General features: G+C 61.1%; 17 protein-coding genes. 7 read left to right on the top strand and 10 right to left on the bottom strand.

Annotated features, from left to right (window positions below):
* Positions 1-17: 17 nt before the first annotated feature.
* The 10 genes from ABIE33_RS30710 to ABIE33_RS30665 form a co-directional block, all read right to left on the bottom strand.
* On the bottom strand, positions 18-1,205 hold the full coding sequence (locus ABIE33_RS30710; protein ID WP_429132091.1) for a polysaccharide pyruvyl transferase family protein: 1,188 nt from the start codon (positions 1,203-1,205) through the stop codon (positions 18-20).
* A gap of 12 nt (positions 1,206-1,217) precedes the next feature.
* Positions 1,218-2,552: a glycosyltransferase family 4 protein gene (locus tag ABIE33_RS30705; protein ID WP_429132089.1), complete on the bottom strand. Its 1,335-nt coding sequence runs from the start codon at positions 2,550-2,552 to the stop codon at positions 1,218-1,220.
* Positions 2,549-4,792 carry a hypothetical protein gene (locus ABIE33_RS30700; RefSeq protein ID WP_429132087.1) on the bottom strand — a complete coding sequence of 748 codons (2,244 nt, stop codon included), beginning with the start codon at positions 4,790-4,792 and terminating at the stop codon, positions 2,549-2,551. Before ABIE33_RS30700 ends, ABIE33_RS30705 begins: the two co-directional genes overlap by 4 nt.
* A gap of 2 nt (positions 4,793-4,794) precedes the next feature.
* Complete coding sequence (locus ABIE33_RS30695) at positions 4,795-5,523, bottom strand: hypothetical protein (protein ID WP_429132085.1); 729 nt, start codon at positions 5,521-5,523, stop codon at positions 4,795-4,797.
* A 9-nt stretch (positions 5,524-5,532) separates the two neighbouring features.
* Entirely contained in the window at positions 5,533-6,786 is a 1,254-nt protein-coding gene (locus tag ABIE33_RS30690; protein ID WP_429132083.1) for a glycosyltransferase family 4 protein, read from the bottom strand.
* Positions 6,783-7,622 carry a class I SAM-dependent methyltransferase gene (locus tag ABIE33_RS30685; RefSeq protein WP_429132081.1) on the bottom strand — a complete coding sequence of 280 codons (840 nt, stop codon included), beginning with the start codon at positions 7,620-7,622 and terminating at the stop codon, positions 6,783-6,785. Before ABIE33_RS30685 ends, ABIE33_RS30690 begins: the two co-directional genes overlap by 4 nt.
* Positions 7,619-9,643, bottom strand: coding sequence for a glycosyltransferase family 2 protein (locus ABIE33_RS30680; RefSeq protein WP_429132080.1), 2,025 nt, complete (start codon positions 9,641-9,643; stop codon positions 7,619-7,621). Before ABIE33_RS30680 ends, ABIE33_RS30685 begins: the two co-directional genes overlap by 4 nt.
* A 292-nt stretch (positions 9,644-9,935) precedes the next feature.
* A complete protein-coding gene (locus tag ABIE33_RS30675) occupies positions 9,936-10,595 on the bottom strand; it encodes a calcium-binding protein (protein WP_429132078.1) in 660 nt (219 codons plus the stop codon).
* Positions 10,596-10,862: 267 nt separating this feature from the next.
* On the bottom strand, positions 10,863-12,263 hold the full coding sequence (locus tag ABIE33_RS30670) for an HlyD family type I secretion periplasmic adaptor subunit (RefSeq protein WP_429132077.1): 1,401 nt from the start codon (positions 12,261-12,263) through the stop codon (positions 10,863-10,865).
* A complete protein-coding gene (locus tag ABIE33_RS30665) occupies positions 12,260-14,032 on the bottom strand; it encodes a type I secretion system permease/ATPase (protein WP_429132075.1) in 1,773 nt (590 codons plus the stop codon). Before ABIE33_RS30665 ends, ABIE33_RS30670 begins: the two co-directional genes overlap by 4 nt.
* Positions 14,033-14,225: 193 nt before the next feature.
* On the opposite strand from ABIE33_RS30665, the gene ABIE33_RS30660 reads away from it, so the two are divergent.
* The 7 genes from ABIE33_RS30660 to ABIE33_RS30630 all read left to right on the top strand — a co-directional run bounded on the left by ABIE33_RS30660 (position 14,226) and on the right by ABIE33_RS30630 (position 24,062).
* A complete protein-coding gene (locus ABIE33_RS30660; RefSeq protein ID WP_429132073.1) occupies positions 14,226-14,798 on the top strand; it encodes a MarR family transcriptional regulator in 573 nt (190 codons plus the stop codon).
* 48 nt (positions 14,799-14,846) lie between these two features.
* Positions 14,847-16,076, top strand: a complete 1,230-nt coding sequence (locus ABIE33_RS30655; RefSeq protein ID WP_429132071.1) for a glycosyltransferase family 4 protein — start codon at positions 14,847-14,849, stop codon at positions 16,074-16,076.
* A gap of 194 nt (positions 16,077-16,270) precedes the next feature.
* The gene (locus ABIE33_RS30650) at positions 16,271-17,752 is read left to right on the top strand and encodes a DUF6212 domain-containing protein (protein ID WP_429132070.1); all 1,482 of its coding nucleotides are present in this window, start codon (positions 16,271-16,273) and stop codon (positions 17,750-17,752) included.
* Positions 17,742-20,417: a glycosyltransferase gene (locus ABIE33_RS30645; RefSeq protein ID WP_429132068.1), complete on the top strand. Its 2,676-nt coding sequence runs from the start codon at positions 17,742-17,744 to the stop codon at positions 20,415-20,417. The genes ABIE33_RS30650 and ABIE33_RS30645 overlap by 11 nt, the downstream gene beginning before the upstream one ends.
* 35 nt (positions 20,418-20,452) lie before the next feature.
* Positions 20,453-21,631, top strand: a complete 1,179-nt coding sequence (locus tag ABIE33_RS30640) for a polysaccharide pyruvyl transferase family protein (protein WP_429132067.1) — start codon at positions 20,453-20,455, stop codon at positions 21,629-21,631.
* Between the two features lie 144 nt (positions 21,632-21,775).
* The gene (locus tag ABIE33_RS30635; protein WP_429132065.1) at positions 21,776-22,948 is read left to right on the top strand and encodes a polysaccharide pyruvyl transferase family protein; all 1,173 of its coding nucleotides are present in this window, start codon (positions 21,776-21,778) and stop codon (positions 22,946-22,948) included.
* Positions 22,923-24,062, top strand: a complete 1,140-nt coding sequence (locus ABIE33_RS30630; RefSeq protein WP_429132063.1) for a glycoside hydrolase — start codon at positions 22,923-22,925, stop codon at positions 24,060-24,062. The genes ABIE33_RS30635 and ABIE33_RS30630 overlap by 26 nt, the downstream gene beginning before the upstream one ends.
* Positions 24,063-24,120: the final 58 nt, after the last annotated feature.

The following is a 24,120-nucleotide window of genomic DNA, read 5'->3' as shown; positions in this document are numbered from 1 at the left end:
GTCAGCACCTTTTCGCTTCAAGCAACTCGGGAGATTTTCGCGGGTGGGGATTTGAGGATGTCGTGCATCTTGTGCGCGACACCGTTTTCGGTGAGGAAACGGTACATTTCGCCGTATGTGTGGAACCAGGCTCGGTTGTACCTGTCGAAAAGGGCCTGGTCCCAATAGTCCTCCAGGCAGAACGCCGTCTGCCCGAAGATGTCGAAACTGGGGATCTTGAATGTGTCTGAGAATTCGGCCGTTCGGCTGTCATAGGTGCAGTAGATCGACGGGACCCCGTTCGCCAGCGCCATGAGATTGCCGTGCAGGCGGTAGCCGAGCACCAGGTCCTGGGCGCTGATCAGCCGTTCGTAATCGGCAACGACATCGGAATAAAAAAGCCTTTGCTGGTAGAGACGCAGCATCGTCTCATCGAGATACCACGATGATGTCCAATGGTCGGCCTTGAGCGCGGCGAGCGCTTCGTCGCGCTGCACACCGTCTCCCAGAACGAGCTTTTTCTCCTCGACCTCGCCTTGCGTCAACAGCACGGTCTCGAAGCGCCCGGCCATGGTTTTCACCAGTTCGCGGTGGAAACCGAGATAACGTTCGATGTCCTTGGCGTAGGCGTCGGAGACCTCTCGCCTGACGGTGACCCCGACTTTGCGAACCTGTTCGAGTGGCGGCAGCGTGATACGCAGTTCCGGGTCGTTCAGGCGGAAGGCGGTCGGGCATCCGATGATCCGGACGTTGCGGATGCCGAGGTCCCAGAGGACTTCGGCCGAATAGGCGCCGCGCACACCGATCGAGGTCGTCGATTCGGACATCAGGCGCAGGACGGCGCGCGTATCGTCGGAGAGCCTGATTTTTCCATCTACCGGCGCCTGTGCGCCGATGCCAAAGCCGATCACAGGCAGGCCGAGCGCCTGCAGGACCGTCGCTGCTGCCTCCCAGTTCATGGCGTCGTGAATGTAATTGGACCCACGCAGGAACACGTAATCGTATTCCTCCCGAAGCCGGGCGATTTCGCGCGGCCTGAATTCCGATATTTCGAGCACGCCGAGTTCTTCGAAACGCAGCAGTTTCAGCGACGAGTCGAAGACGAACGCATCGCCCATATTGTGATAGGTGTTGATGTGAGACTGGATGTCTTGATGTTGATACCAGCGAACGCTGTCATGTGCGTAGACTTCGCCGGCGGGGATCATGACCAATATGCGTGCCAAAAGCTTATTCCGTCATTGGAACTGTGACGAGACGCGCATCTCGACGCGATGTTCGCGAGGCGCGGCATTGTCTTTCTCGCGCAGCAGGCTGCGATAGACGCCGAGGTGTTCCCGCGCGCAATCCTTGAAGCTGAACGGACCGCGCATGGTGCTGCGCAATCGTTCCCAGACCGTGTCGTCGTTCAGGACCTCGACGATCCGGTCTGCGAGATGCTGGCCGTTGCCGGCGCGGAAGTGCAGGCCATCGGCGCCATCGCGGACTTTCTCGGCCATGCCGCCAATGTCCGAGCAGATGATCGGCCGGCGGTGCAGCAGCGCTTCCTGGATGACGACGGGTGAATTCTCCCACCAGATCGATGGAAAGATCACCCAATCAACGGAGCGCATGAGCTTTGGCAGATCCGCATTCTGGTAGCTGCCGTAAAAGCGCACCCGACGACCGGCTCGCTCGATCAGCTTCTTCATCCGCTCCTGGAACTCGACCGGCTGGCGCTCGAGGTTCGCGCCGAAGATCATCAGGTAGGCGTCATCGCCCCATATCTCATCCGGTACACGGCCGATGGCATCGATCAGCACATCCACGCCCTTGAACGGTGTCATCTGACCGAAGAAGGCGAAGCGATTGCGTCGCGCGTCGCTTCGCGCCAGTTCGCGCGCCGGCGTCGCCTCCTCGCCCATGATCCCGTTTTCAATGACGTGAATGCGTTGGCGATCTATGCCCCACTCCGCATAGCGCTTGGCGAGAAAGGCGCTCGGCGCAACGAACGCGTCGACCATATCGAGGAGCATGGTGCGCACGAGCGCTTCACGCCGGAGGAACCTTGATGCCGGAATATCCGGAAAACAGCTGTTGCAGGCTGTGGGCGAAGCCTGCTCGCAAAGCTGGCCCGTTGGCCGTTTCACCATCTGCCCGTGGTTATGGCAAATCGGCACGAATTCGTGGAGCGTGAGAAGGATTGCCGCGTCGGGCAGTGCCGAGCGCACCGCATAGAGCGCTTCGAGGCCGAAACCCAGAACGTGATGGAAATGAATGACATCCGGTTTCACATCTCGCACGAACCGCAGGAGATCGCGCTCGATCGACAAGACATCCTCATTCGCGAGGTGAAAATGATCATACGCATCCGTGTGGAACAACACCTCTTCCTGCGGCAGGCGCGCACTCATCAGTGCGGACGACGCGTGCCTTTGCAGCGGCGGGGAGGCGGCCGCGAGGTACACGGATTCGACACCTTCCATCACGTTCAGCCCGCGATGCAGGTTGTGCGAGGCGATCTCCGCCCCGCCCAGCGAAAAGGAGGGGTGCGCATGCGAGATCACTAGGACGCGAAGCTTTTGCTCCCTCATGCGGAAATCCTGTCACACAATCTTTGGCTCTGGTGGGCGCTTCGCCACCGCGACTTGAGTATTTCCGCATCGATGCGTTCGGCGAGCGCGGCAAGTTTGCCGCTTTGCTCTCCTGACATCGGCTCGTCGCAGCCGAGCAACTGGATCGATGGCAGCAAGAAGGCAGGGATGCCTGCCCGGTTGATCCGGAGACCTATCTCGCTGGCCTTTTGCTTTGAACCGAGATAGACGCCGCAATCGCGCATCGCGTCCTTCATGACCGCACGCGGCATGATGCAGCATTCGAGCGACGCGACGTCGACGCGCGTCAATTGCAGTGCTGCAATCGCCATCAGCGGATACCCGGCATAGCGATCGAGCAGCAGTTGATCGCCGTCCTCGGCGAGCCAGCTTCCCGCCCATTTCACCGAGTGATCGTCATAGGCAAGCATCGGCGAAATCACGCTTCCCACGTGCGCCAATCCGACTGCCGTCAGTGCGTCGTACCAGCCTTTGCCGGTAGGGACGAGCGAACCCGCCATGGTTACGATGGTGTCGCATGAAACGACCTCCGCCCCGACTGACAGGAGATCGAAGCGATCCTGCGCCGCAGCTGCGCAGACCAAGCGAACCGAGAGCCCATAGAAGCGTGCCAGCTGTCGTAGACGGACGAGATCCCTCTGGAAGGCGGGCTTGCTGATAACGATCACGAGCGGAGCGCAGCGCGTCTGCGGGTCGAGCGCAACCAATGCGAGAAGCGGGCCGACTTCGGGCACGCCGACCGTGGATCCGACGATGATGGGAACGCCGGCATTTTCATCGAACACCCCGACGTCGACAAACGTTTCCATGCGCGGCGCAGCGCAGGCGGCCTTTGAGAGGAGCGGAACGATCTGGTGATCGACAATCGCCGGCAGCGCCCAGTTGGCGGTATCGAACAGCGCCAATTGCTGGAGTGCGGCGCGCCGCGCAGGCATCCGCTTGGGTGTCAAGGGCAGAAACGCGCGCCGACCTTCTCTCAAGGTCAGTTCGAGATAGGGTGTGGCGTCGAGATTGCTGCCAGGCAGTTTCGCATGCGCGACAAATCCGTGTGCCTGCTCGTCGTTGTCGAGCGATGCCCGGAATGCGGGCTGATCGGCGAAGCTTTGCGAAACGTCGACCCGATCGAGCCGCGTCCAGATGTCGTCGAGCCTGGCTTGCCCGCCCGGCCGCCGCAGTTTGACGGCGGAGACATGTTGTTCCGGGTCGAGCAGCCAGCCGGAAATCAGCATGTCGCCTTCGTCGGTCTCGAAAACCCTGTCGACGTCCATGCGAACCGGGTATGGAAGGCTCGATATCGTGTCCTTGCCGGTGAAGGCGTTTGCCGCCGAACGCAGGCGCAGCAGGGCCTCTGGCGTCGCCCGGGCTTCGAGCAGCACGGAACGGATGTGGTCCGGGGTGTCCAGGGCCGCACTGACCTGCACCCGCGAATGCGCCGGTGTCAGATGCCAGCCTCCGCCCGCATTGTAGATGATGCCTTTGAGAGCGTCAGCGCGCACCCCTCCGGCCGTTTCCAGAACGGCGATGAAGCCCAGCTCACCCTCCGGGATGTCCGGTCGGGCAAAACTGGCGACGAAACAATCGGCGACCGTCGTTGCACCGGCCAGAAGATAGGCCCGGCAACGTCCAGGAATGAATGCGCGGCTCCACCCCATGATGACGATGACGCCATCATGCGTCTCTCCGACCAGTTCGATGAAGCCGTCGGACGGCTGCAGCGCCTTGATCAGCGAAAGCCCGGCGGAAACCCTGTTACGATTGCCCGGCTGCGCCATGAGCTGGTCGGCGAGGCGACTGACGACGGCGGCCGTTTCTCCCGCTGCGGTCTGCGCAATAAGGGTTGCCGCGTCTTCGATCGAAATCGGTCTCGGGGCAACGATGAAACGCTCGCTCATGCGCCCGTCGTCAAGGTCGATCATCGAGATGGGCTGATCGGGCTTCGGTTGCGTCAGGAGTGCCGCGAAGCCGTGTGTCGCCGACGGCGAAGACGCCGACAAGGCCCAGTTTGCGACAAAAGCGCCGTCCCGCGCGGACGTTGCGCCATCCGCCCTGACGGAAACCGAATGACCCCTGGTCCGGCCGCCGCCAAGGACGAGCACGGTTTCCTGATCGATCCGGCTGCAAACGGCCCGACCCTTCCCGAAGCGCAAGGGTGCCGCCCCCGCGCTGCGGGTGCCGTTGGTGCCAGCGAGCCTTTCCTCGATTGCTGTCGCCTGCCGCATCATCATCTTGCCAGCAACGCCAGCAGCGCCCCCGCTGCAAATCCCATGAGGACGAAGAGAAGCAGCACGAGTGGTTTGGTGTCGCCGCCCGCCCGCTTCTGAAGTGTAGAGAGTGTCTTCTCCATGCCCGCCACGACACCATCCATGCGCAGCAGATGTACATCCAGATCATCAAGCCGCCGGCTCATCTCGGCTCGAAGGCCGACGATGCCGGCACGCGGGTCTTCCGCTGCGTCGGGCTCCGCCGCATCTGCGCCGATATGAGGTGCGCGCTGCAGCGAACGTTGAGAAATCTGCAGCTGCCGCTGCGCAGCCATGAGCACGTCGAGCTTGTCGAGCACCCTGGTCAACGGTGCTGCGATCAGCGCTTCGGCTGCTTGCTCATCTGGCTGGGGTACGCGCAGAGGCTGCCCCGCGCCGTCTCCCGTGATCGCCATGACGACGAGATCGCGGCTCCGCTTCTGCACCGCCTCCGGCAGGGCGATCTCGAACGCGTGCTTGCCGTCCCCGATCCCGTTTCGCCTGAGGTCCGGGCGGTTGCGGTCCGCGACCGCTTCTGCGACCGGTGCGCCATCGAGAAGGACGCGCACCTTGAGCCGTTCGCCGGGGGCGGCGGGATCGTGTGCCCAGCCGAACATGCGTCCCCCATCGATGGCATCGACGCGACCGTTGAGGGGGTTGGCGCCTTCGTTCTCGGGCGGCGTGTCGAGTTTCTCTGCGACTTGAGCCATGGGTCCTCTTTATGCGGCCTGAACCTGCTGGAGATTGAAAAGAGCGAGGTAACGTCCAGCTGTCGTGTCGATATCATCGGGCCGAACGGCTCGGCCGGCGAGCTGGCGTAGAAGCGTCGGCTTTTCGATCATCTGGCGCATGGCCGCAGCGAGCTGGCGTGGATCATCGGGTGCCACGGTCAGGCCATTGATGCCGTTCCTGACCAGTTCGGCCATTCCGCCGATATTGCTGGCGATCACGGGGCGGCCTTGCGCCTGCGCCTCCTGGATCACCAGCGGCGCATTTTCCCACCAGATGGAGGGGACGACGGTGCAGTCGACGGCGCCGATAAGGGCGGCGACATCCTCCCGTCGATAGGGGCCACGCCGTTGGACGAAGGGGGCGGTTTCGGAAAACAGGCGGTCGATGTCGGCAACGAATTCCTGGGTCTGAAACGGAGCGCCGCCATGAACGCGCAGCTCGAAATCGACACCATCGGCGATCAGCTGGCGCGCCGCCTCCAGCAGTACCTTGATCCCTTTCCAAGGGTTCAGGTTGCCGAAGTAACCGAAGACGGGGCGGCCGCTCTTGGGTTTGTCCTTGCCGGCTTCGAGCGCCCGGGGCGGCAGGCCGTTGGCAATGACGGAGATGCGGTTTTCGGCAATTCCCCAGTCGACATATCGTCGTTTCAGGAACTCGCTTGGCGCGGCGAAACAATCAACTGTGCTTAGAAGTGCCTTCAGATGTTGTTCCCGCAGCGCGAAGCGGTCGGGCTTGATGTCCTTGAAGCAGGCGTGACAGCGGTCCGGACTGGAGCTGTGGCAGAGCTCTCGCCTGTCGGTGCGCACCATCAGGCCGTCATGGTGGCAGATGGGGTAGTAGTCATGCAGCGTCATGACGATCTTGCACGCCGGGAGCGTCCGGCGCACGATATGCGGGAACTCGGCGCCCATCAGCAGGATATGATGAAGATGCACCACGTCGGGCCGGAATTCGCGGAGCAACTCCACCAGATCAGGCACGAAACCGTAGAGGTCGATCTGGCTCATGAAGAAGCGATCGAAATGCCCAGCCCAAAGCAGGATTTCGTCGCCCGTCGGCCCAATGGCCTGGAAACTCGTACCCGGTCTTGCCTCGCGATGAACCTGGTTGACCGCGCCCAGGAACAGGGCCTCGTGTCCTGCCCGCTGGTAGGCGCGGAAGAGGTCATGGGCAAAAACCTCGGTGCCGCCGGGATGAAGGGCCGGATGGTTGTGCGCCACCACGAGTATGCGCTTGCTCATGGGCGGCTCCGTTGACGCTCACCCACGAGAACATCCTGATAGTGCGTACCGCCCGGCTCGCGCCAGTGGCCGTAGGATTTGAGGGCGACCGAGAGACCGGTACGATTGAACGCGCCCTCAAGAAAGCCGTCGTCGAAGCCGACGGCGGCCAGTGGCGGTTGACCCGGCACGAACCAGCAGGGCCCCTGACCGGCGCGCTCGAAGGCAAGGCGCGGATCGCGGCGGCCCGTGGCATTTCGCCTGGCAATGTCGTCGACGATGAAGGCTGTCATGAACAACCGGCCGCCATGTGCAAGCACCCGGACGATTTCCGCCAGATAGGCCATGACCTCGTCTGCCGGCAGATGCGTGACGACCGACGTCATGATGATGAAATCGAACTGGGCGTCGGCAAATGGCAGTTTCAGCTCCTGGCCCTTGATCGAGCCCGTAGGGTTGTAGAGATCATGGGCGATGTCGAGGCGTTGGAACGTGAAGTTCGGATAGGTCGGCGTCACCGTCGCACGACACCAGCGGATGCCGCCCTCCACGGGGTCGAGGCCATCGTAGCGACCGCGGTCGCCATCGAGATATTGGGTGAGCGGCACGGCCATGCGACCGATGCCGCAGCCGATATCGAGGACGCGATGATTGGCGCGCAAGCCGCCCATGCGGATGAAATGCCCGAGAAATTCCGCGCCGATCGCCCGGAAATCACCGTCGCCGACGAAAATGCTGCTCGCGTCCGGCTGCGGGAGGAACCGGTTGCGCGAGACGCTGTCGGTCAGCCAGCGAAGGTGTGCGTCGTCCAGTGGCGGTGGCGCACCGATTTCATCGCGCGGCAGGGCATCGATCATGCATTCGTCCATTCAATTGTGTGGTCATCGGGCGACGTGGTCTTGGGTCTGCTCGGCGATCGGTAGTCGCGCGCCATCAGCGCGGCGATGTCACCGTCCCAGCGCTGGGTGTGGAGCCAGGAGTTGTATTGGCTGGCGACCCCACGCATGTAGTCCTGGCTGCGTCGGATCGACTGGCGCTCGAAGTGATACAGGCAAGCCGACGGCTCGTAGCCGATCTCGAAGCCGGCCCGGCGGATCTTCAGGCAAAGGTCGCTGTCTTCATAGTCGCCGATGATATAGTCCTCGGTGAAGCCGCCGACGCTCTCGTAGATGTCCCTCAAGGTGACGAGGCAGGCGCCTGTGACACCGGGAACCGTTCGTGCGTGCTGTGCCGGCGCGTAGTCGCTGGGCATGCCCTTGTAGAAGTGGTGGTTAAGCCAGATCCCACGCTGGTCGCGGCCGAAATAGAGGCCCGCGTGCTGCAGCGATCTGTCTTCGAAGATCAGCCTGGGGCCGACCGCGCCGAACGCCCCGGTGACGATCGGTTGTATCAGGGTCTGAACCCAGCCGGGTTCGCAGGGCACGACATCGGAATTGAGCATGACAAGAACGGAGCCGCGCGCCATACGCGCGCCGGTATTGCACGCCCGCGCGTAGCCGCCGTTCCGGTTCATGACCACCAGCCGCATGGGCAAACCGTGCAACAGATGCAGCCCGCCGAGCAGATGCTCGGTCTCGTCCTGAATTTCCGGGGAATCCAGAACGAAGACCAGTTCCGCATTTTCCATGAGCCAGGGGTCCGTGGCCATGCCCGACAGCTGGAAGCGGAGAAAATCGAGAACCTTGTAGAGCGGAATGACGATGGAAACGAGCGGTGCATGCTGCGACAGGCCGTAGTCTCTCGTCCGCTTCACCTCGACCGTCTTGCCCAGACGTTGCTCCACTTCTCTCAGTGCCGGCGCAAGTATCGTGCGGAATGCATCATCGATGGCGTGTTGCGGCGGGACCGCGCGCAGGATCTGGTTTCGCTGCAGCACCGGTTCGAAGGGTTGCGGCGGCGGGATGAGGGGCTTCACGGCCCCTGAGGCGAGCCGCATCTGAAAACGCGGCTGAAGCAGCGGGCCGAGCGATTGATCGAGCGGTAGCCGGGCAACGAAGCCCGTCACATCGGTCTTCGATTTGTCGGCCTGTGTCTGCGCCCATCCGGGGAATTCGTAGATATTGCCGTCCAGCGGCACCGTTTTCCCATCCGCCTGCAGATAGTCGATGCCGGCGAGCATGGATGACGGATCATGATACCAGCCGCCGACGAGCAGACTGTCGGAAAGTGCGAGCGCCAGGTCGACCTGGCCGGATGGCTGCTGTGCCGCTCTCGGAACGTGCCGCTCTTTCAATGGCGCCCGGATCTGCAGGTCGATCGCGGTAGCCGGTCCACCGTTCGGCCAGGTGGCGAGATGCTGAACGAGCAATTCGCGCAGTTCGACCGCGTCGCGTTTGTCGGCCCACCAGCGCGTAAGGTTTGGACATTGCGCTTCGCGCTCGGAAAGCTGCCTAATGGCGACGCCGTTCTTGCTGAGCAGCACAAGCTGAAAGGGTGGGCTGAGACTTGGCATCTCGGCAATGAAGTGGCAGGCCTGCCAGGCTGCCCGTGTGCCGCGGCGGATGATCGCCTTGGGCCGCAATTGGCTGACGCTTGCCGAGCCGACGACATAGATCCCGAGCTTGTCGTCGAACTCCGGATTGATGGTCGTTTCGATCAAGAACCGTCCGCGGCCCAGTTCGCAGGCGATGCGCGCCGGTCGAGGCGTCGGCGCCAATGCGTTGAGGGCGTCTTCGACGATAAGGCCGAAGTATGGATCATTGGCGACCTTGAATGCGCTTCGCCACGTCGTCAGCAGGACGTTGAGAAATCTGACGCGCGCTTCCGGCGCGAGTTCCAGGAACAATTGCTCCATGTCGAGAGGAGGCAGACCGCTTGCCGGTTCGATGCTGATCGGTACCGCGCTGTCGCTGCCTTCGACGGCAATGACGGCCGACATCGGCGCTCTCGCTGTCCGCATTGCCCACAGCGTTCGCTGATGTCCGTCAACGAGCGAGAGAGTTACGCTCACGAGCGGCACCGGCGGCTTTGACATCGTCAGCACCGGCCGCGTCGGAATTGGCAGCGCCGGCGGCAGGTCCCAGATGAGAACAGCCAGGTCCGATCCTAAACGAAATGCGTTTGCGTCCCGATGATCGGTATTCGGCTGCTTGATATCGCTGAACGGCAAATTCGATCCCTCTTGGAGTGCGCGCCCTGCGGGAGGAATGCAGGGCACGCCTCGTCCACGCTTAGTGAACCGTGAAATAGTTCTCGGGATTTGCGTGAATGTCGTCGACGTCGACGTTGACCAGGGTCAGTGAATCGCCGTGGCCGAGGTCGATGATGACATTGCCGCCGACCTGGGTGATCCGCGAAGCGAGATCGTCAGGCGTGGTGATATCGAGACCATTGATGCCCTTCGAGATCTGCAGCAGATCTTCGCCGGGTGTGAAGTCGAGGATGACGTCGTTGCCGCCGCCGCCGTCGAATACGAAGACGTCACTGCCGGCTCCGCCAACCAGGAGGTCGTCGCCAGCGCCGCCGTCGATGACGTCATTGCCACCACCGCCGAACAGCATGTCGCTGCCTTTGCCGCCGGACAGGAAGTCGTTACCCTGACCGCCGAGCAAAATGTCGCTGCCATTGCCGCCGGACAGGAGATCGTCACCCCATCCGCCGGTCAGCGTATCGTTGCCGTTCTCGCCGTAGAGAACGTCGTCGCCTTCGCCGCCAAACAGCGCATCGTTGCCGTTGCCGCCGAATAGCTGGTCGTCACCTTCGTCACCGAAAATGATGTCATGTCCGTTGCCGCCGCTCACGAAATCATCACCCGCTCGGGCATGGATGAAATCGTTGAAGCGAGAGCCGAACAGCGCGTCATCGTATGCGCCGCCTTCTAGTGTGGCCATCTGCCTCTCCTCTTGGTGGATAAATCGCACGTCCATCGACCGGGTCGATGTTGATGCGCCGGGAGTGTGCCTTGGCTCCGAGTATATTTCAACAGAGATTCCATGATTAAATCATGAAATCTTGCCGATGTTATTGTCACTATTTATGGGTATTTGATGTACAAATTAACCTATACACAGTTTATCAGAATTGTTCTGATACTTTACCTCCAAATTATTTCAAAAGTTGCAGTAATTTACTGCGTCATTTTTCCCAGGGGTCTTGGGTCAATCTTCCCTGAAGGCGCGATTGAAGCTCTCGGTGAGCGGAGACACCAGGTAGTCGATGGCACGGCGCGCCTTGTGCACGATCAGCACCTCGGCTGGCATGCCCGGATACAGGCGAACATCGGGATCGGCGGCAAGAGACGCCGCATCGATCTTGGCGCGAGCGGTGAAATAGGAGACGCCCGATTTCTCGTCGACCGACTGGTCTGCGGCAACGTAGGTCACTGCCCCATTGAAGGGCATGCGCGAGCGCTGATTGTAGGCGGTCAGCCGGATTTGCGTCGGGGAGCCCACCGATATGCTGTCGATGTCGCGAGGGTTCACGCGCATCTCGACGACCAATGGTTCGTCCTCGGGTACGATTTCCATCAGGGGCTGGCCGGGCGTGACCGCGCTTCCGGGGGTGCGTAGCCAGATGTTGCTGACCACACCCGCCTGCGGAGAGCGGATTTCCATGCGCCGCAAGACATCCTTTGCCGCAACGATCTGTTCTTCGACATCCGTCAGGTCAATGCGTGCCGTGGTGATCTCGCCTGCGATGGTCGATTGAAACTCGCTTTCGATGCCGATCAGCGCGAGCTGGGCGCCGGCCCTTGCCTTTTCCGCCTGTGCCTTGTCGCCGGCCAGTTCGCCGCGCGCTCTGGCGAGTTCGCTCAGGCGCGTATCGACCTCTATGAGCTTGGCGCGCTGCACGAAGCCTTTCGCGACCAGCGTGGCGATTGCGGTGCGCTGTTCGGTGATGAGGGCGATCTGCCGGTCGGTCGCTTCGAGCTGGATGAGCAGCGACTTTGTCTGTTCGCCATATTCCTCGATCGTTTTCGTCTGAACGTCGACGCGCCCGGCCTTGGCCTCGTGTCGCTTGTCGAAGAAGACATTCTCCGCCTTGATCGCTTCATCGACGGCGATTTCGCCGGCTTCGCCGAAGTTTTTCGGGAAGGTGATTGCGGCCGCGCCGTCCTGTTCCGCCTTAAGCCTGGCGAGCCTGGCGATGAGGCCGATGCGACGGCTGTTGAGGGCATTCAAGTTAGAGCGTGCCCGCGTGTCTTCCAGGAGGATGAGCGGCTGACCTACGGCCACCTGCTCGCCCTCCTGAACCAGAAGGCGCCCCATGACGCCCCCTTCGAAATGACTGATCGTCTTGCGCTTGGAGTCGACGATGACGCTGCCGTTGGCAACGGTCGCACTGCTGAGTTCCGTCGATACCGCCCATGTGAAGAAGCCGCCGAAGGATACGATGATGGTCGCAAGCCCTGCGACCATCAGGCGGCGAAGGGCGCGTTCGGCATGCGCTTCATCGATATCGGTCAGGGTCGGTGCCGCCTGATGGGTGATTTTTGTAAGCGGTCTGACAGCGGGCTCCGAAGGTTGCGGTCGAAGCGGAAGCATGTGTTTGTCGGTCATGCGGAAGCAACCTCGCGCAGAGTTTCGCCGGGCCCAGGCACGGTCGTCAGGATGTCCGTTCGTGGCCCAAACTGACTGATACGACCATTCTCGAGGACAAGAAGCTTGTCGGCGACCTGCATGATCGATGGCCGATGGGCGATCATGATGACGATAGCGCCCTGGTCGCGCATGCGCTGGATCGCACGCACCAGAGCGCGCTCGCCCAGCGAATCAAGATTGGCATTGGGTTCATCGAGAACGACAAGGCGCGGGCGATTGTAGAGGCAGCGCGCCAGCGCGATGCGCTGCCGTTGTCCACCGGAAAGCGTCAGGTGACCGTCGCCGACGGGCGTGTCATAGCCGAGCGGCAGGCGGCCGATCATTTCGTGCACTTCTGCCAAGCGTGCGGCCTCGATGACCTTGTAGGGGTCGCCATCTTCCATTCTGGCGATGTTTTCCCGGATCGTGCCCTCCAGCAGCGATACCGATTGCGGGAGGTATCCAACCGATTCCCCGAAGGATCCGCGCTCCCAGAGGTAAGTATTGTGGCCATCGAGAAAGACCCCACCCGAAGTCGGCTTCAAGATGCCGACCAGTAGCCGGGCAAGCGTCGATTTGCCGGCGGCCGATGGGCCGACCACGCCCAGAACTTCGCCGGGGGAAAGCGAGAAGGAAATGCCCTTGATGATCGGAACCTCGACGCCCGGGACGGCGTAGACGAGTTTATCCACAATCATGTCGCCGGCCGAATGGGGCGTCGGTGTCGTCTGGCGGATCGCCAGATCTTCGCCGATCGCCGCCTCGAGCCGGCGCCAGCCGGCAGCGGCAAGCACCCATTGGCGCCAGTTTTCGATGATCGTGTCGAAGGGGATGAGCAGGCGGCCGACGAGGATGCTCGCAGCCATCATCGCGCCGGGGGTAATGGCCTGGTCGAGCACCAGCAGGGCGCCTGCCGCAAGCGTGATGACCTGGATCGAGTACCGCAGGCTGCGCGTCAGCGACGTCATCGCCTTGCTCCTGCTTCCTCCGGCTTCAAGTGCGCCCAAAGCGTGAATTTGCAGGGTGCGCCACCGCTTTGCGAGCGCCGGCAGCATGCCCATCGCCTCGATCGCTTCGGCGTGCCTAAGGGAGCCGGCGATCTTCGAGACCGCTTCGACATTCGCCTGGTTGGCCTCCTTGGTCAGCTGACGCGTCATCAAATCGTTGACCAGCCCGCAACACACGAGCAACGCAACCGACACGACGCCGACAAGGCCGAAAAGAGGATGCAACAGGAACAGTGCCCCTAGAAAGATCGGGGACCAGGCGGCGTCGAGCGGTGCGACCACCGCGGATGACGTGAGGAAGCCGCGAAGTTCCGACAGATCGCGGAGGGATTGTGCGGCGCGAGTAAGCCCCTGGTTCACCGACGCCTGCACCGCCGATGCCAGAACCGGGGCATTTAGCCTTCGCACGATGGCGCTGCCCATCGCCTGGAAAGCAAGGGCGCGGATGAGGTCGAGGACGCCATAGACGACCAATGCGCTGATCGCGAGCAGCGTCAGCATCGTAAGTGTATCAAAGCTCTGGCTGTTGAGAACCCTGTCATGAATCTGCAACATGAACAGCGGTATCGTAAGCTGAAGCAGGCTTATGCAGACACTGAGCAATGCGGCGTAAAGTGATACGGAAAGAAACACACGCTTGGCTTGCAGCATTAGCAATCTTGGATTGATAATCTCATCCTGGCGCATAACCCCTAAAATTTGACCATTGCTTATCGTCTCGTTCCGAACAGTATCACGCATGGGCGGTTGCCTGAAGTTAACGTTAAAGCCATCCGTGGAGGACGCCTGGCTTTAAAGTAGGGTGAAGCGTAGTATTGCTTCGCTATGTGTGGCACAAAAGTAAGAGGTAATGCAAGTTCAAGGTCGAGGGGAGGGGATTGTTGTAGTTAGATTTACTTCAAGATTTGAAGTAAATTTCGAAATGGAGAGTTGGATGAATGAAAGAGTACTCTATCCGTCCACGGGGATCAAAGATGTGTCGTTGCTCCAGCAGGAGGACCAGACGTCGAAGGCGGTAGGAGCCCACGATCAAGCCGAAGCCGCGAACGATTGCCGACAGCTAACCTATTTCGAGCTTGCGCGCCTGATGGAGAGGGTGAGCAGGCGGTTTTCCGGCTTGGTGCGCGCCGAGCTGACCAAGCTGCGTGTCGACGACATCGGGCCGGCTCAGGCCATGGTCCTGCTGGCAATCGGGGATGCCGAGCTTTCGGTGGCCGAACTGCTCGATCGCGGGCACTATGTCGGCTCGAACGTGTCGTACTATCTGAAGCAGTTGGCAGATGGAGACTACATCGATCGGGTTGCCTCCCAGCGCGACAAGCGTTCGGCGCGTATCAAGCTGACCGAAAAAGGCCGGCTGCTTCGGGCGAACTTGCGCGATGCGGCGATGGCCTATGAGCGGGCGCTCAATCGCGGGCATCAGGATCGCCAGAACCTGGAGACCGCCTTCCAAACCCTGCATCAACTCGAACTCGTTTGGGGCAGCGTGTCACGTTACGACATGTGACCGGGCGGAACCCAATGTGCACGTCATTCAGGTAGCGGATTAGATAGCATGCATGTGGCATTTGTTCATCGGCGCGGCTTCGGCCAGTTCGCCGCGTTGGCGGCTGACCTGGTGCGGTCGGGCAACAGCGTCAGCCTGATCACCGAAACCGTGGATCAGAAGATTCCGTCCGTGCGCGTCATTCGGCACCGGGCCGAGCCCGGGCCGCGCATGTCCGCGGCCATCGCTCGGCACATGGCGGTGCCGGATCACCATGCCAGGATCGGACATCGCGTCGCCGAAACGCTCGATGCGATGACACGGCAGGACATGACGCCGGACATCGTCGTCGGCCACATCGGCTGGGGCAGCATGATGTTCGTCAAGGATGCCCTTCCTCGCGTTCCGGCCCTTGGCTATTGCGAGTTCTTCTATCGGTCGCAGGGGGCCGACATCGGCTTTGCGCCCGACGATGAACCAGACCTCGAAGAGCGCAAGCGATTGCGACTGCGCAACGTCGCCCAACTGCTGTCGCTGGAAGCCATGGATGGCGGCATCAGCCCCACCGAATGGCAAAAGAGCCTTTATCCCGCCGACACACGCGAGCGCATTGCCGTTTGCCACGAAGGTATCGATACCGCGCTGTTCCGCCCCAACGCTTCGGCGTCGGTGAGGCTTCCGGATGGTCGCGTGCTGAAGGCCAACGATCCGCCGGTTGTCACTTTTGTCGCGCGCGATCTTGAGCCCTATCGTGGTTTTCCCCAGGCGTTGCAGGCTGCCGCTCAGGTGGTGAGGAAACGTCCCGACACGGTTTTCGTCTTCGTCGGAGGTGACGGAACCAGTTACGGGCCTCCTCCTCCTGGTGGTGGTTCATGGAAATCGCACCTGCTGGCCTCGCTCGACGTGCCGCCGGACAACATCATTTTTCCAGGCGTCGTCCCGCATCATATTCTTCGCCAGCTGTTCCAGGTCTCAGCGGCGCATGTCTACATGACTTATCCCTTCGTGCTTTCCTGGTCCGTGCTCGAGGCCATGGCATGTGGCGCCTTGGTCATCGGATCCGACACGCCTCCGGTTCGCGAGGTCATCCGCACGGGCCACAACGGTATCCTTGTGCCGTTCTTCGACGCCGACGCACTCGGCGAAGCAATCCTCGGCGCCGTCAGCAATCCGCAGGCGTCCGTCGGTATGCGCGCCGCCGCGCGAAGAACCATCGAGCGGCGCTTCCGGCTGGAGGATTGCCTGCTGCGCCAGCGAGAGCTTATGACAACGATGACGGGGCATGCGGCAGCCATGTGACAATAACATTTCACAATACTTCAAATATTGAAGTATTTGTTATGTTTATTGTTGCGTGCTCTATGTATTTTGCCGTTGTGCACTGCGAAATTCACTGCTACGTAGTTAGCGTGATGAATGGCGATCGACAGTATATCTGTCGCCGGTTCAGAAACTCCATCGATATGCGTTATCGTTTCTTCTGAGGGCGTTACGTGCAAGAAGTAAGACAATCCGCCTTGGGGCCTCGGCTCGGTTTGAAAAAGCTGCTGCTGGCATCGGATCGCGATCGGGCGATCTTGCAGGGCAGCAATGTTGCCCATCTGGTGGACTACGTGGAAGCCGATGGTGGTTCCTTCGACACGTTGAAGGATGCGTTTCCGATTGCTGCGGTCGCCTTTTCCGACAAGGGAGAGGTGGATCTGAAGAAGGGGCTGGAGCGACTGTCGGCCTTGCGAACTATCCCAGAGTTGGCGGTCTTGCGTCTTGACCCCACCAATGTGGCCGAGAGCTCGGCGCTCCTGCGTGCGCTTGCCGAAGACGGCGTGGGCCGACTTGCCCGATATTCGGCTTCGATCACGTCGGAACTCGCCATGCTCCGGCGTGAGCGCGAAGAGCTGTTCGAAAACTATCGCCTTCTGGAAGACGCCTTCCATGCGCGAAACTGGGAGCCGGTTGCCGAAGTCTTTGCCCATGATCCCTTTGCCGATCCGAAGGATGAGGGCGTGGGGCAGCTGTTGAGCAGCGCGTTCATAGAGCAGCTCCTGCCCGTCTCGAGCCTCGGGGTCGCCGGCTTTGCGCTTCACCTTCACTCATTGCCGAAGGGCAGTGGAGAGCTGATCGTCACTTTGAACTACCTGGAAAGTGGCGAAGGCGTTGCGGAATGGAATGTTCCCTATGTCGGCCTGGTTTCCGGCTGGAACTTCTTTTCGTTGCCGCGTGCCTGCGGCGGCGCGGCTAGAACCCTTCGTCTGCGCGTATCGGCCAGCGGCTCGGACGCGCTTGGCCTTTCGCTCGGGCACCACATCGCAAGCGAGCGCTACTCGGCGAGATCGGAACACCCGCATCCTGACCTCGATCTGCGCCCGCTCGCGTTCCGGGTGTTTACGGGGCTGCCCGGGGTCAAGCCCGCCAGCACGGCGAACATGATCGCTCCCACCAGTTTGCTGGAAGGACAATTCACCGTCGACTACAGGCTTGGGCTGGAGAAGCTCAGCCAGATAACCGACGTTTCGGTGACCCAAATCGTCCCGGATTTCCAGACCATCCGGTTCCTGGAACACGAACATGCGATCGTCTGTCACCCCCTGCCGAGCGGCATCTCAGCCGGGGCAATCAATCGCGCCATCGAGCCTGGCACCGTCTCGTTGTCGGCCAGCGCCATTATCGATCATCCCAAGGGCGCGCCTGCAGCCGTCAGTTTTCTCTTGAGCCCCGCCAGTTCGAACGCCCGCGCGGAAGTCGCCGAGCTCGCACGCAAGGGCTCGGTAAAACCTTCGACCCTGTTCAGCGGCTGGCGCGAGGTTGGTGCCCAGCAATCCATCAGCATCAGCATGCAGATGGACGAGGCGATCCGCGTTCCGATGGATCTGATCATCCTCAGCCGGGCCGTGGGCGACACCGTCGATTTTTGCTGGCTCAAGTTGTCGAGTTTCCGACTGGTAAAACAATCGACGGAGGCCCTGAATGCCAGGTAATCCGGAGGCCGATCTCATCGCCATCGCGATGCCGCTTTACGGTCATGCGGCGCTTGTCCTGGAAGCCATCGAATCCGCTCTGGCGTCCGATCTGAGCACATCCCGACTTGCAATCGTGGTTTCGGTCGATGGCGATCCGTGCCACGAAACGTTCGACCAGTTGTTGCTCTATGCTGCGGCCCATCCTTTCATTCACGTGATATTCGGCCGCAACGCAGGGCCGGGCGGTGCCCGCAATCGCGCCATCGAGTTCATTCTCGAGCAACTGCCCGAGGCGCGGGCGGTGTATTTCCTCGATGCCGACAATCGCGTTCTGCCTCGCACGATCGAGACGCTCTATGAAAAGCTCGGCAGCAGTTCTTGTGGCTGGGTCTATACCAACATCGATACGTTCTCCGTGTCCTGGCGCGCGCATTACGGCAATCAATATTCGCGGCTGGCTCACTGCATCACCGATAACATTTGCGACACGGGATCGCTGATTTCCATCGACGTTTTCCGCGCTGGCGTGCGCTTCAGCGACGACCGGCAGAACGGATTTGAAGACTGGGAATTCTGGTTGTCCTGCATCGAGAACGGCTTCGTCGGTGTGCCATGCCACGACACGGTCTTCGAGTATCGGTTGCGCGCCGAAAGCCGTTTCAAGGAAGCCAACCGGGAACGCGCCACATCGGTCAGCTACCTCAGAAAACGCCACAAGGCTCTGTATCGCCGGCCGATGCTCGTCGATTTCGAGCATGAGGAAGCGCCGCGCTATCTCTTTGCACGCACCGAAAATGCGTCGATCTCGCTGTTTACCGATCCGACCAAGGCGCCGACCGTGCTTCGGCTGGACGACATCATTCCGGCGTTCTGGGCGAATGTCGGCGAACCCGACAACGTGCATTTCCCGCCCTTTCTTGTGGCAGGCAGTGGTTCGGCTTTCGATTTGCTGCTGCGCTCGCGCATGCTCCCAAACATTCTCGCCCACCTGGAGCGGTTGAGCGAAAATACCAACGCCTTGTTCGTGCAGCTTGCAAATGATGGCGTGAAGCGCGGGATCGAGGCGATTGCCCTGCCGGCGGGTTCGCAGAACGTCGGTCCGGCGGACCTCGTTTTCCTTCCGACGCCGCTGGTCAGAGACGTGATCCAGAACAACGCGCTGGAGTGGTTCGCGTCGATCGGCAACCAGCAGATCTGGCCGACAGTGACGCTGCTGAAAGTTCGCTTTCCCTTCCCCAAGAGCCTGTCGCGCCGATCGCTGATTACGCCGCAGCAGATGATGATCAATTGCATCAATGCCATTGCTTCGAGCCCCTTGCGTCATACGGCGGGCAAACGGTGGACATGGCGGCCTTCGCGGCTGGTGCCCTATGGGAGCCTCTACAAGGAGCTGCGAAGGGAAATCGGAGGCTCGCCGATCCTTCCGCTCGGCCACAGCTCCGGCAGGCGGACCGCCGCGCTGCTGGTGCCGAACGCTTCGTTCGGTGGGGCTGAAAAGGTTATTTATGCCGTCGCGCGAGAACTCAAGCGGACCGGTTTCGAAACGCATCTGTTCGTGCTCGGCAGCGCCAAGATGGACGTCATCGACGAATTCGATCAGAGCTTCGATCACATCCACTTCTGGGATGCCGGCGTTCCTGCGTGGGGCGGGTCGGGTTCGTTTCTCGGCCAGGATTTCATCGCCGAAGAGCATGGGGTCGATTGGCAGGCATTGAAGGGCCAACTGTCTGGTTTCGATCTGGTGATCAACAACCATGTCATGGCCGTCCATCCCCTCATCGCCCGGCTGCGTTCCGAGGGAACGCGCACGGCATGCTATCTTCACGTCGTCGATAACACAGCGTTCAAGCGCCCTGCGGGCCAACCCTTCGCCGCCATCGCCCACGAACATTGCTACGATGCATTCCTCACCTGCTCTGAACAGCTGAAGACCTACCTGCACAGTTTCGGAGTGCCGCACGCAAAGGTCTTTGCCGTCTCCAACAGCGCGGGCTTTTCGGTTCCGCCGAAAGTCCAGGCAGAGGTGATCGCCGCCCGCCGGCAGCCGCGCAGCGACGGGCGTCTGCACGTACTCTACATGGGGCGGCTTGACCGGCAGAAGGGAATCGACAGGCTGGCCGCGACGCTGTCCGAACTCAGGGCGAGGAATGTTCCGTTCGAGGCGCGTGCAGTCGGCGGCGAAATTCTTGCCGACTCGAGCGTCTCATGGACGGAACGATTGAAGGATCTCTCCGTCGATGTCCGCCCACCGGCCTTCGCTAGCAAGGAACTCATCAAGGCGCTGTCCTGGGCGGATGTGCTCGTCATGCCCTCCCGTTGGGAAGGTGCACCGCTCGCCATTGCCGAGGCGCAGCAGCTCGGATGCGTTCCCATCGCCACGGCGGTTGGGGCCGTCGACGAGCTCATCATCGACGGCGAAGACGGTGTGCTGATCCATGCGGCGGCCGATCCCGAAGTCGTCAGGTTAATGGCTGAGGCCATCGAAAAGGTTGCCCTCAACCCGGACCAGCTTGCTCCGCTGATAGAGGGCTGCATCAAGACTGCATCCCGTCGTTCGTGGACATCCTCGTTTTCGCAGTTTCTCGCGTGGTGCGACACCTGGGTCGACAATTCGTCCCAGGCGAGAACCGCCGTCTTTCCAGCGGATACAGCGGTAGACGCTGGTATCCGGGCGGCTGGCTGAGCCACGCCGGTTTATCAAGCAGAAAGGTCGATTGCATGCCTGCAAGGATTCTTGTGACCGGTATTCCCGGTCACTACACCCGCCTCGTCAACGGCGCCCACGGTTTGTCCGTCTCCTATGCGGAGCGCCAGAAACAGCCGGAGACGAAAGAGGAGTTTCTGCAGGAGCTGCGCAACATCAGCAACACCGGCAACTACCTCATCGGCGAAGGGGCCCTGCGTGCGCTTTCACCCCACGCCAAGCACGTGCCGTTCTGGCATCTCTATAATTGCGCCAAGAATGGCGTCGGTCTCGACGAGTTCAACGCGAATTTCGATATCTGCGTCTTCACCTGCGCCAACCTGCTGCGCAAGGGCCTTTCGGCGGACGCCGAGGCGGATGTGCTCGAGAAGCTCAAGATGCCGATCGTCATGCTCGGCATCGGCCAGCAGAACCGCAAGGACCTCGAGAACAATCTGCCGGAGGGAACCAAGCGGCTCCTCGCCATCCTCAAGGATCGCGAGCACTTCTTCCTGACGCGCGGCTTCGAGACGGAAGGTTTCCTGAAAGATCAAGGCTTTAACTTCGTGCGGCCGACGGGCTGCCCGTCCGTCTATTTCATGCCCGACAATATGCGGAAATCGCTCAGAAAACTGCCTGAGGTCGATGTCGGCAAGGCGCGCACCATTTTCTCCGGCTACCTCGGCGGCAACCAGGACACGGTCCTGGATGCGAAGGCTCTGCCCGGTGGCAACAGCGTCCCGCAATACGTTGTCCAGGACGAGTTCCTCCATTTCGACATGAGCGTCGAGCCCAACGCGGAGGGGCGCGTTTACGACACGGCGTCGGGCACGATGGTCGGCGACCTCGCCTATCCCGGCGCCGACAGGCTCGGCAAGCCTTTCCAGGTGCGCACCTTCTTTGATACCAACCAGTGGCGAGCCTGGGCTTCGTCGATGGATTTCAATCTGGGCCGCCGTTTCCACGGCTCGATCATCGCCATGCAGGCGGGCGTGCCGAGCCTGATGGTCGCGGTAGACGACCGCATGCGCGAAATGCTCGGCTACACCGGATTGCCGGCGGTCGACATCAACGAGATCGACAGCGCCGAGGACCGCAGCGAATTCGTCGCCGGCCATCTGAGGAAGCTCAATGCCTCGGAACTCGTCGACAGATATTCCGATCGGGAGCGTGCGTTCCGTTCTACGTTGCGCGAAATCGGCATCGGTCAGTAGAGCATTTTCAGGAAAGTACGACGCGGTTTTCCGTCAGGAAGTGCGTGAAAAACAAAGAGACAGAGCGTTTCTGCGGCTCCGTTCGAGCTGGAAACGCTCTGGCTGAACCCGGCATCCTCCCAAGGGCTCGTTCAAAGGACAGTTATGCGTATCTTACTTACAGGGATCCCCTCGTATCTGCAGCGCACGATCGGCTCGGTTGCCGGCATGACGGTGCACCACCGCCCCTATTTCGACGAGGTGTCGGCGAAGAAGGACTTCCTCTCCCAGGTCAGGAAAATCGCCAATACCGGCAACTACCTGATCGGCGAAGGGGCAGCCCAAAGCCTGCGCGGGCACGACGTCACCTATGTGCCCTTCTGGCACCTCGTCAACAACCGCACCTCCGACGATGTTTACGAGCAGGCAAACCGCGAATTCGATATCTGCGTCTTCGCTTCTGCCAACCTGTTGCGGCCCGGATATTCCGCTGACCTCGAAGCAGAGGTTTTCGCCAAGCTGAAGATGCCCGTGGTGGTGATGGGCATCGGCATCCAGCGCAAGGAAGGCCTCAAGGAGTTGCTGCCGGCCGGGACGCTCAAGTTCCTGGACGTTCTCAGAAACCGGGAAAGCTTCTTCCTGACGCGCGGCTATTTTACCGCGGAGTTCCTGAGAGAGCAGGGGATGAAATTCGTCAAGCCAACGGGCTGCCCCTCACTCTATTTCGCGCCGAACGAGATGGTCCGCTCGCTCACGGCACTCGCCAATCCGGCTTTGGCCGATGCGCAGAAGATCGCCTTCGGCGGTTACCTCGGCAGCGTCGCCGATACGATCGTCGACGCGCACGCGTTGCTCGGGCCGAAGTCCGTCGCCAGCTATGTCGTCCAGGACGAGGTCATCGCCTACAATCTTGATCTGCCGGGAGACGACATGATCCCGGTCTACGATCGTGCCAGTGGCCGGATTACCGGAGCGACGCAGTACAAGCACAAGGAGAAGTGGCAGCGCGAACACGAGCTGATCGCTTTCTTCGATACCAATCAATGGCGAGGTTGGACGACGACAAGAGACATGTGCTTCGGTCGCCGGTTCCACGGCTGCATCATCGGCATGCAGGCCGGTGTGCCAGCGCTGATGATCGCGGTGGACGATCGCATGCGCGAAATGCTGGAGTTCATCGGCTTCCCCTATATCGAGGCGGGAACCTGGAACCGCGACGCGGACAAGCGGACCTACCTCTCGAATTTCCTGTCCAAGATTGACGCAGAGGCGGCCATCGACCGTTATCGGGCCTGTGAAGCCAACTTCAGAAATGTACTTGGTCAGATCGGGATCTGAGCGCGTCGCATGGAAGGTTGCAGCGCACAGAGTCCTTCTTTGCGCGCTGCTTTCGCTTCCTGTCTTCTGCACCGGCTCGGCGATCGCACGCGATCAAAACCCGGCCGGTATCGTCGGCATCAACAGGGTCAATCTCGCTTGGCTGACGCCCGGCGAGCAGAGAAAAATCCTGGGCGACATCGCCGCAAGCGGTGCAACCCACGTGCGGCTCTCCCTGTCGGCCCCGGTTGACCGGAGCATCGACGCGATCGAGATCGCCCATGGCCTCGGGTTGAAGATCTTGCTGGAGATTCAGCTCACCAACCCGGATTATTATGCCGATGAGGTTCGCGCCCGGACCGGCTTCGGGCGGATCTGGGACATTCGCCGCCTTTCCGACCTCGATCCGGGGAAGTACCGTAAAAACCTCAATGCGACGTTGCGCAGATTAGACGATGCCGGCGTCACGCTCATGGCCGTCGAGCCCGGTAACGAGATCAACTACAGCGCCTACAATGGCGATCTCGTCGTTTTTCGAAAACCCGGTTCTGCGACGCCGCGCCGTGCCTCCGACATCCGCAACAGGCAGGCCTTCGAACGCGGATTGGCAACCTATGTGGAGGTTGCCAGGATTACCCGGCAGGAGCTGAAGGCGACGAACCATAGCCGCAACGCCGTGGTCGTTTCGGCCGGGTTGTCCGACATGAGCGCCGGGGAGGCGGACCAACGGGGCATGGAGCGCCTGGACCCGCAAGAAGTGATCACGCTTCTCAAATTGCGTGGGCTCGACGAGCACGTCGATGCCTATGGCATTCATGTCTATCCGGGGCGCAAGGCGGGGCCGAAGCTTGCCGGCGATATCCGCGAACTCCTTCGTTTCTGCGGGGCAGGGGACGCGGGCAAGCCCTGCTGGATCACCGAATGGGGTGTGGCAAACTCCGCCCGTTCCTGCCCGCTCGACGACCAGAAGCGCACCGACGCGGTTGCGGCGATACGATCGGTTTTTAACGACCTAATGTCGGCAGGACGATTGGAAGCCGCTTTCTACTATGACTGGGATACCCACGCTGGCTACGGCGTCTGGCGGTGCGGCCAACTCAGTTCTGCCGGTGTCAAGGCAATCGCTCCGAACTAGCCGGCGGCCTTCAAACGGGGCAGGCTTCCGCGCGGGGCAGAGGTGGCGCATTTTTTGC

The organism is Ensifer sp. 4252 (assembly GCF_050434565.1).
Taxonomy (GTDB): domain Bacteria; phylum Pseudomonadota; class Alphaproteobacteria; order Rhizobiales; family Rhizobiaceae; genus Ensifer.
The sequence above is the reverse complement of the archived record's forward strand: the minus strand, read 5'-3'. Positions and strand labels throughout refer to the sequence as shown.

Coding starts and splice junctions, on each gene's coding strand:
- ABIE33_RS30705 (WP_429132089.1), bottom strand. CDS start 2,552: ATGAGGGAGCAAAAGCTTCGCGTCCTAGTGATCTCGCATGCGCACCCC.
- ABIE33_RS30700 (WP_429132087.1), bottom strand. CDS start 4,792: ATGCGGCAGGCGACAGCAATCGAGGAAAGGCTCGCTGGCACCAACGGC.
- ABIE33_RS30695 (WP_429132085.1), bottom strand. CDS start 5,523: ATGGCTCAAGTCGCAGAGAAACTCGACACGCCGCCCGAGAACGAAGGC.
- ABIE33_RS30690 (WP_429132083.1), bottom strand. CDS start 6,786: ATGAGCAAGCGCATACTCGTGGTGGCGCACAACCATCCGGCCCTTCAT.
- ABIE33_RS30685 (WP_429132081.1), bottom strand. CDS start 7,622: ATGATCGATGCCCTGCCGCGCGATGAAATCGGTGCGCCACCGCCACTG.
- ABIE33_RS30680 (WP_429132080.1), bottom strand. CDS start 9,643: ATGTCGGCCGTCATTGCCGTCGAAGGCAGCGACAGCGCGGTACCGATC.
- ABIE33_RS30675 (WP_429132078.1), bottom strand. CDS start 10,595: ATGGCCACACTAGAAGGCGGCGCATACGATGACGCGCTGTTCGGCTCT.
- ABIE33_RS30670 (WP_429132077.1), bottom strand. CDS start 12,263: ATGACCGACAAACACATGCTTCCGCTTCGACCGCAACCTTCGGAGCCC.
- ABIE33_RS30665 (WP_429132075.1), bottom strand. CDS start 14,032: ATGCGTGATACTGTTCGGAACGAGACGATAAGCAATGGTCAAATTTTA.
- ABIE33_RS30660 (WP_429132073.1), top strand. CDS start 14,226: ATGAATGAAAGAGTACTCTATCCGTCCACGGGGATCAAAGATGTGTCG.
- ABIE33_RS30655 (WP_429132071.1), top strand. CDS start 14,847: ATGCATGTGGCATTTGTTCATCGGCGCGGCTTCGGCCAGTTCGCCGCG.
- ABIE33_RS30645 (WP_429132068.1), top strand. CDS start 17,742: ATGCCAGGTAATCCGGAGGCCGATCTCATCGCCATCGCGATGCCGCTT.
- ABIE33_RS30640 (WP_429132067.1), top strand. CDS start 20,453: ATGCCTGCAAGGATTCTTGTGACCGGTATTCCCGGTCACTACACCCGC.
- ABIE33_RS30635 (WP_429132065.1), top strand. CDS start 21,776: ATGCGTATCTTACTTACAGGGATCCCCTCGTATCTGCAGCGCACGATC.
- ABIE33_RS30630 (WP_429132063.1), top strand. CDS start 22,923: ATGTACTTGGTCAGATCGGGATCTGAGCGCGTCGCATGGAAGGTTGCA.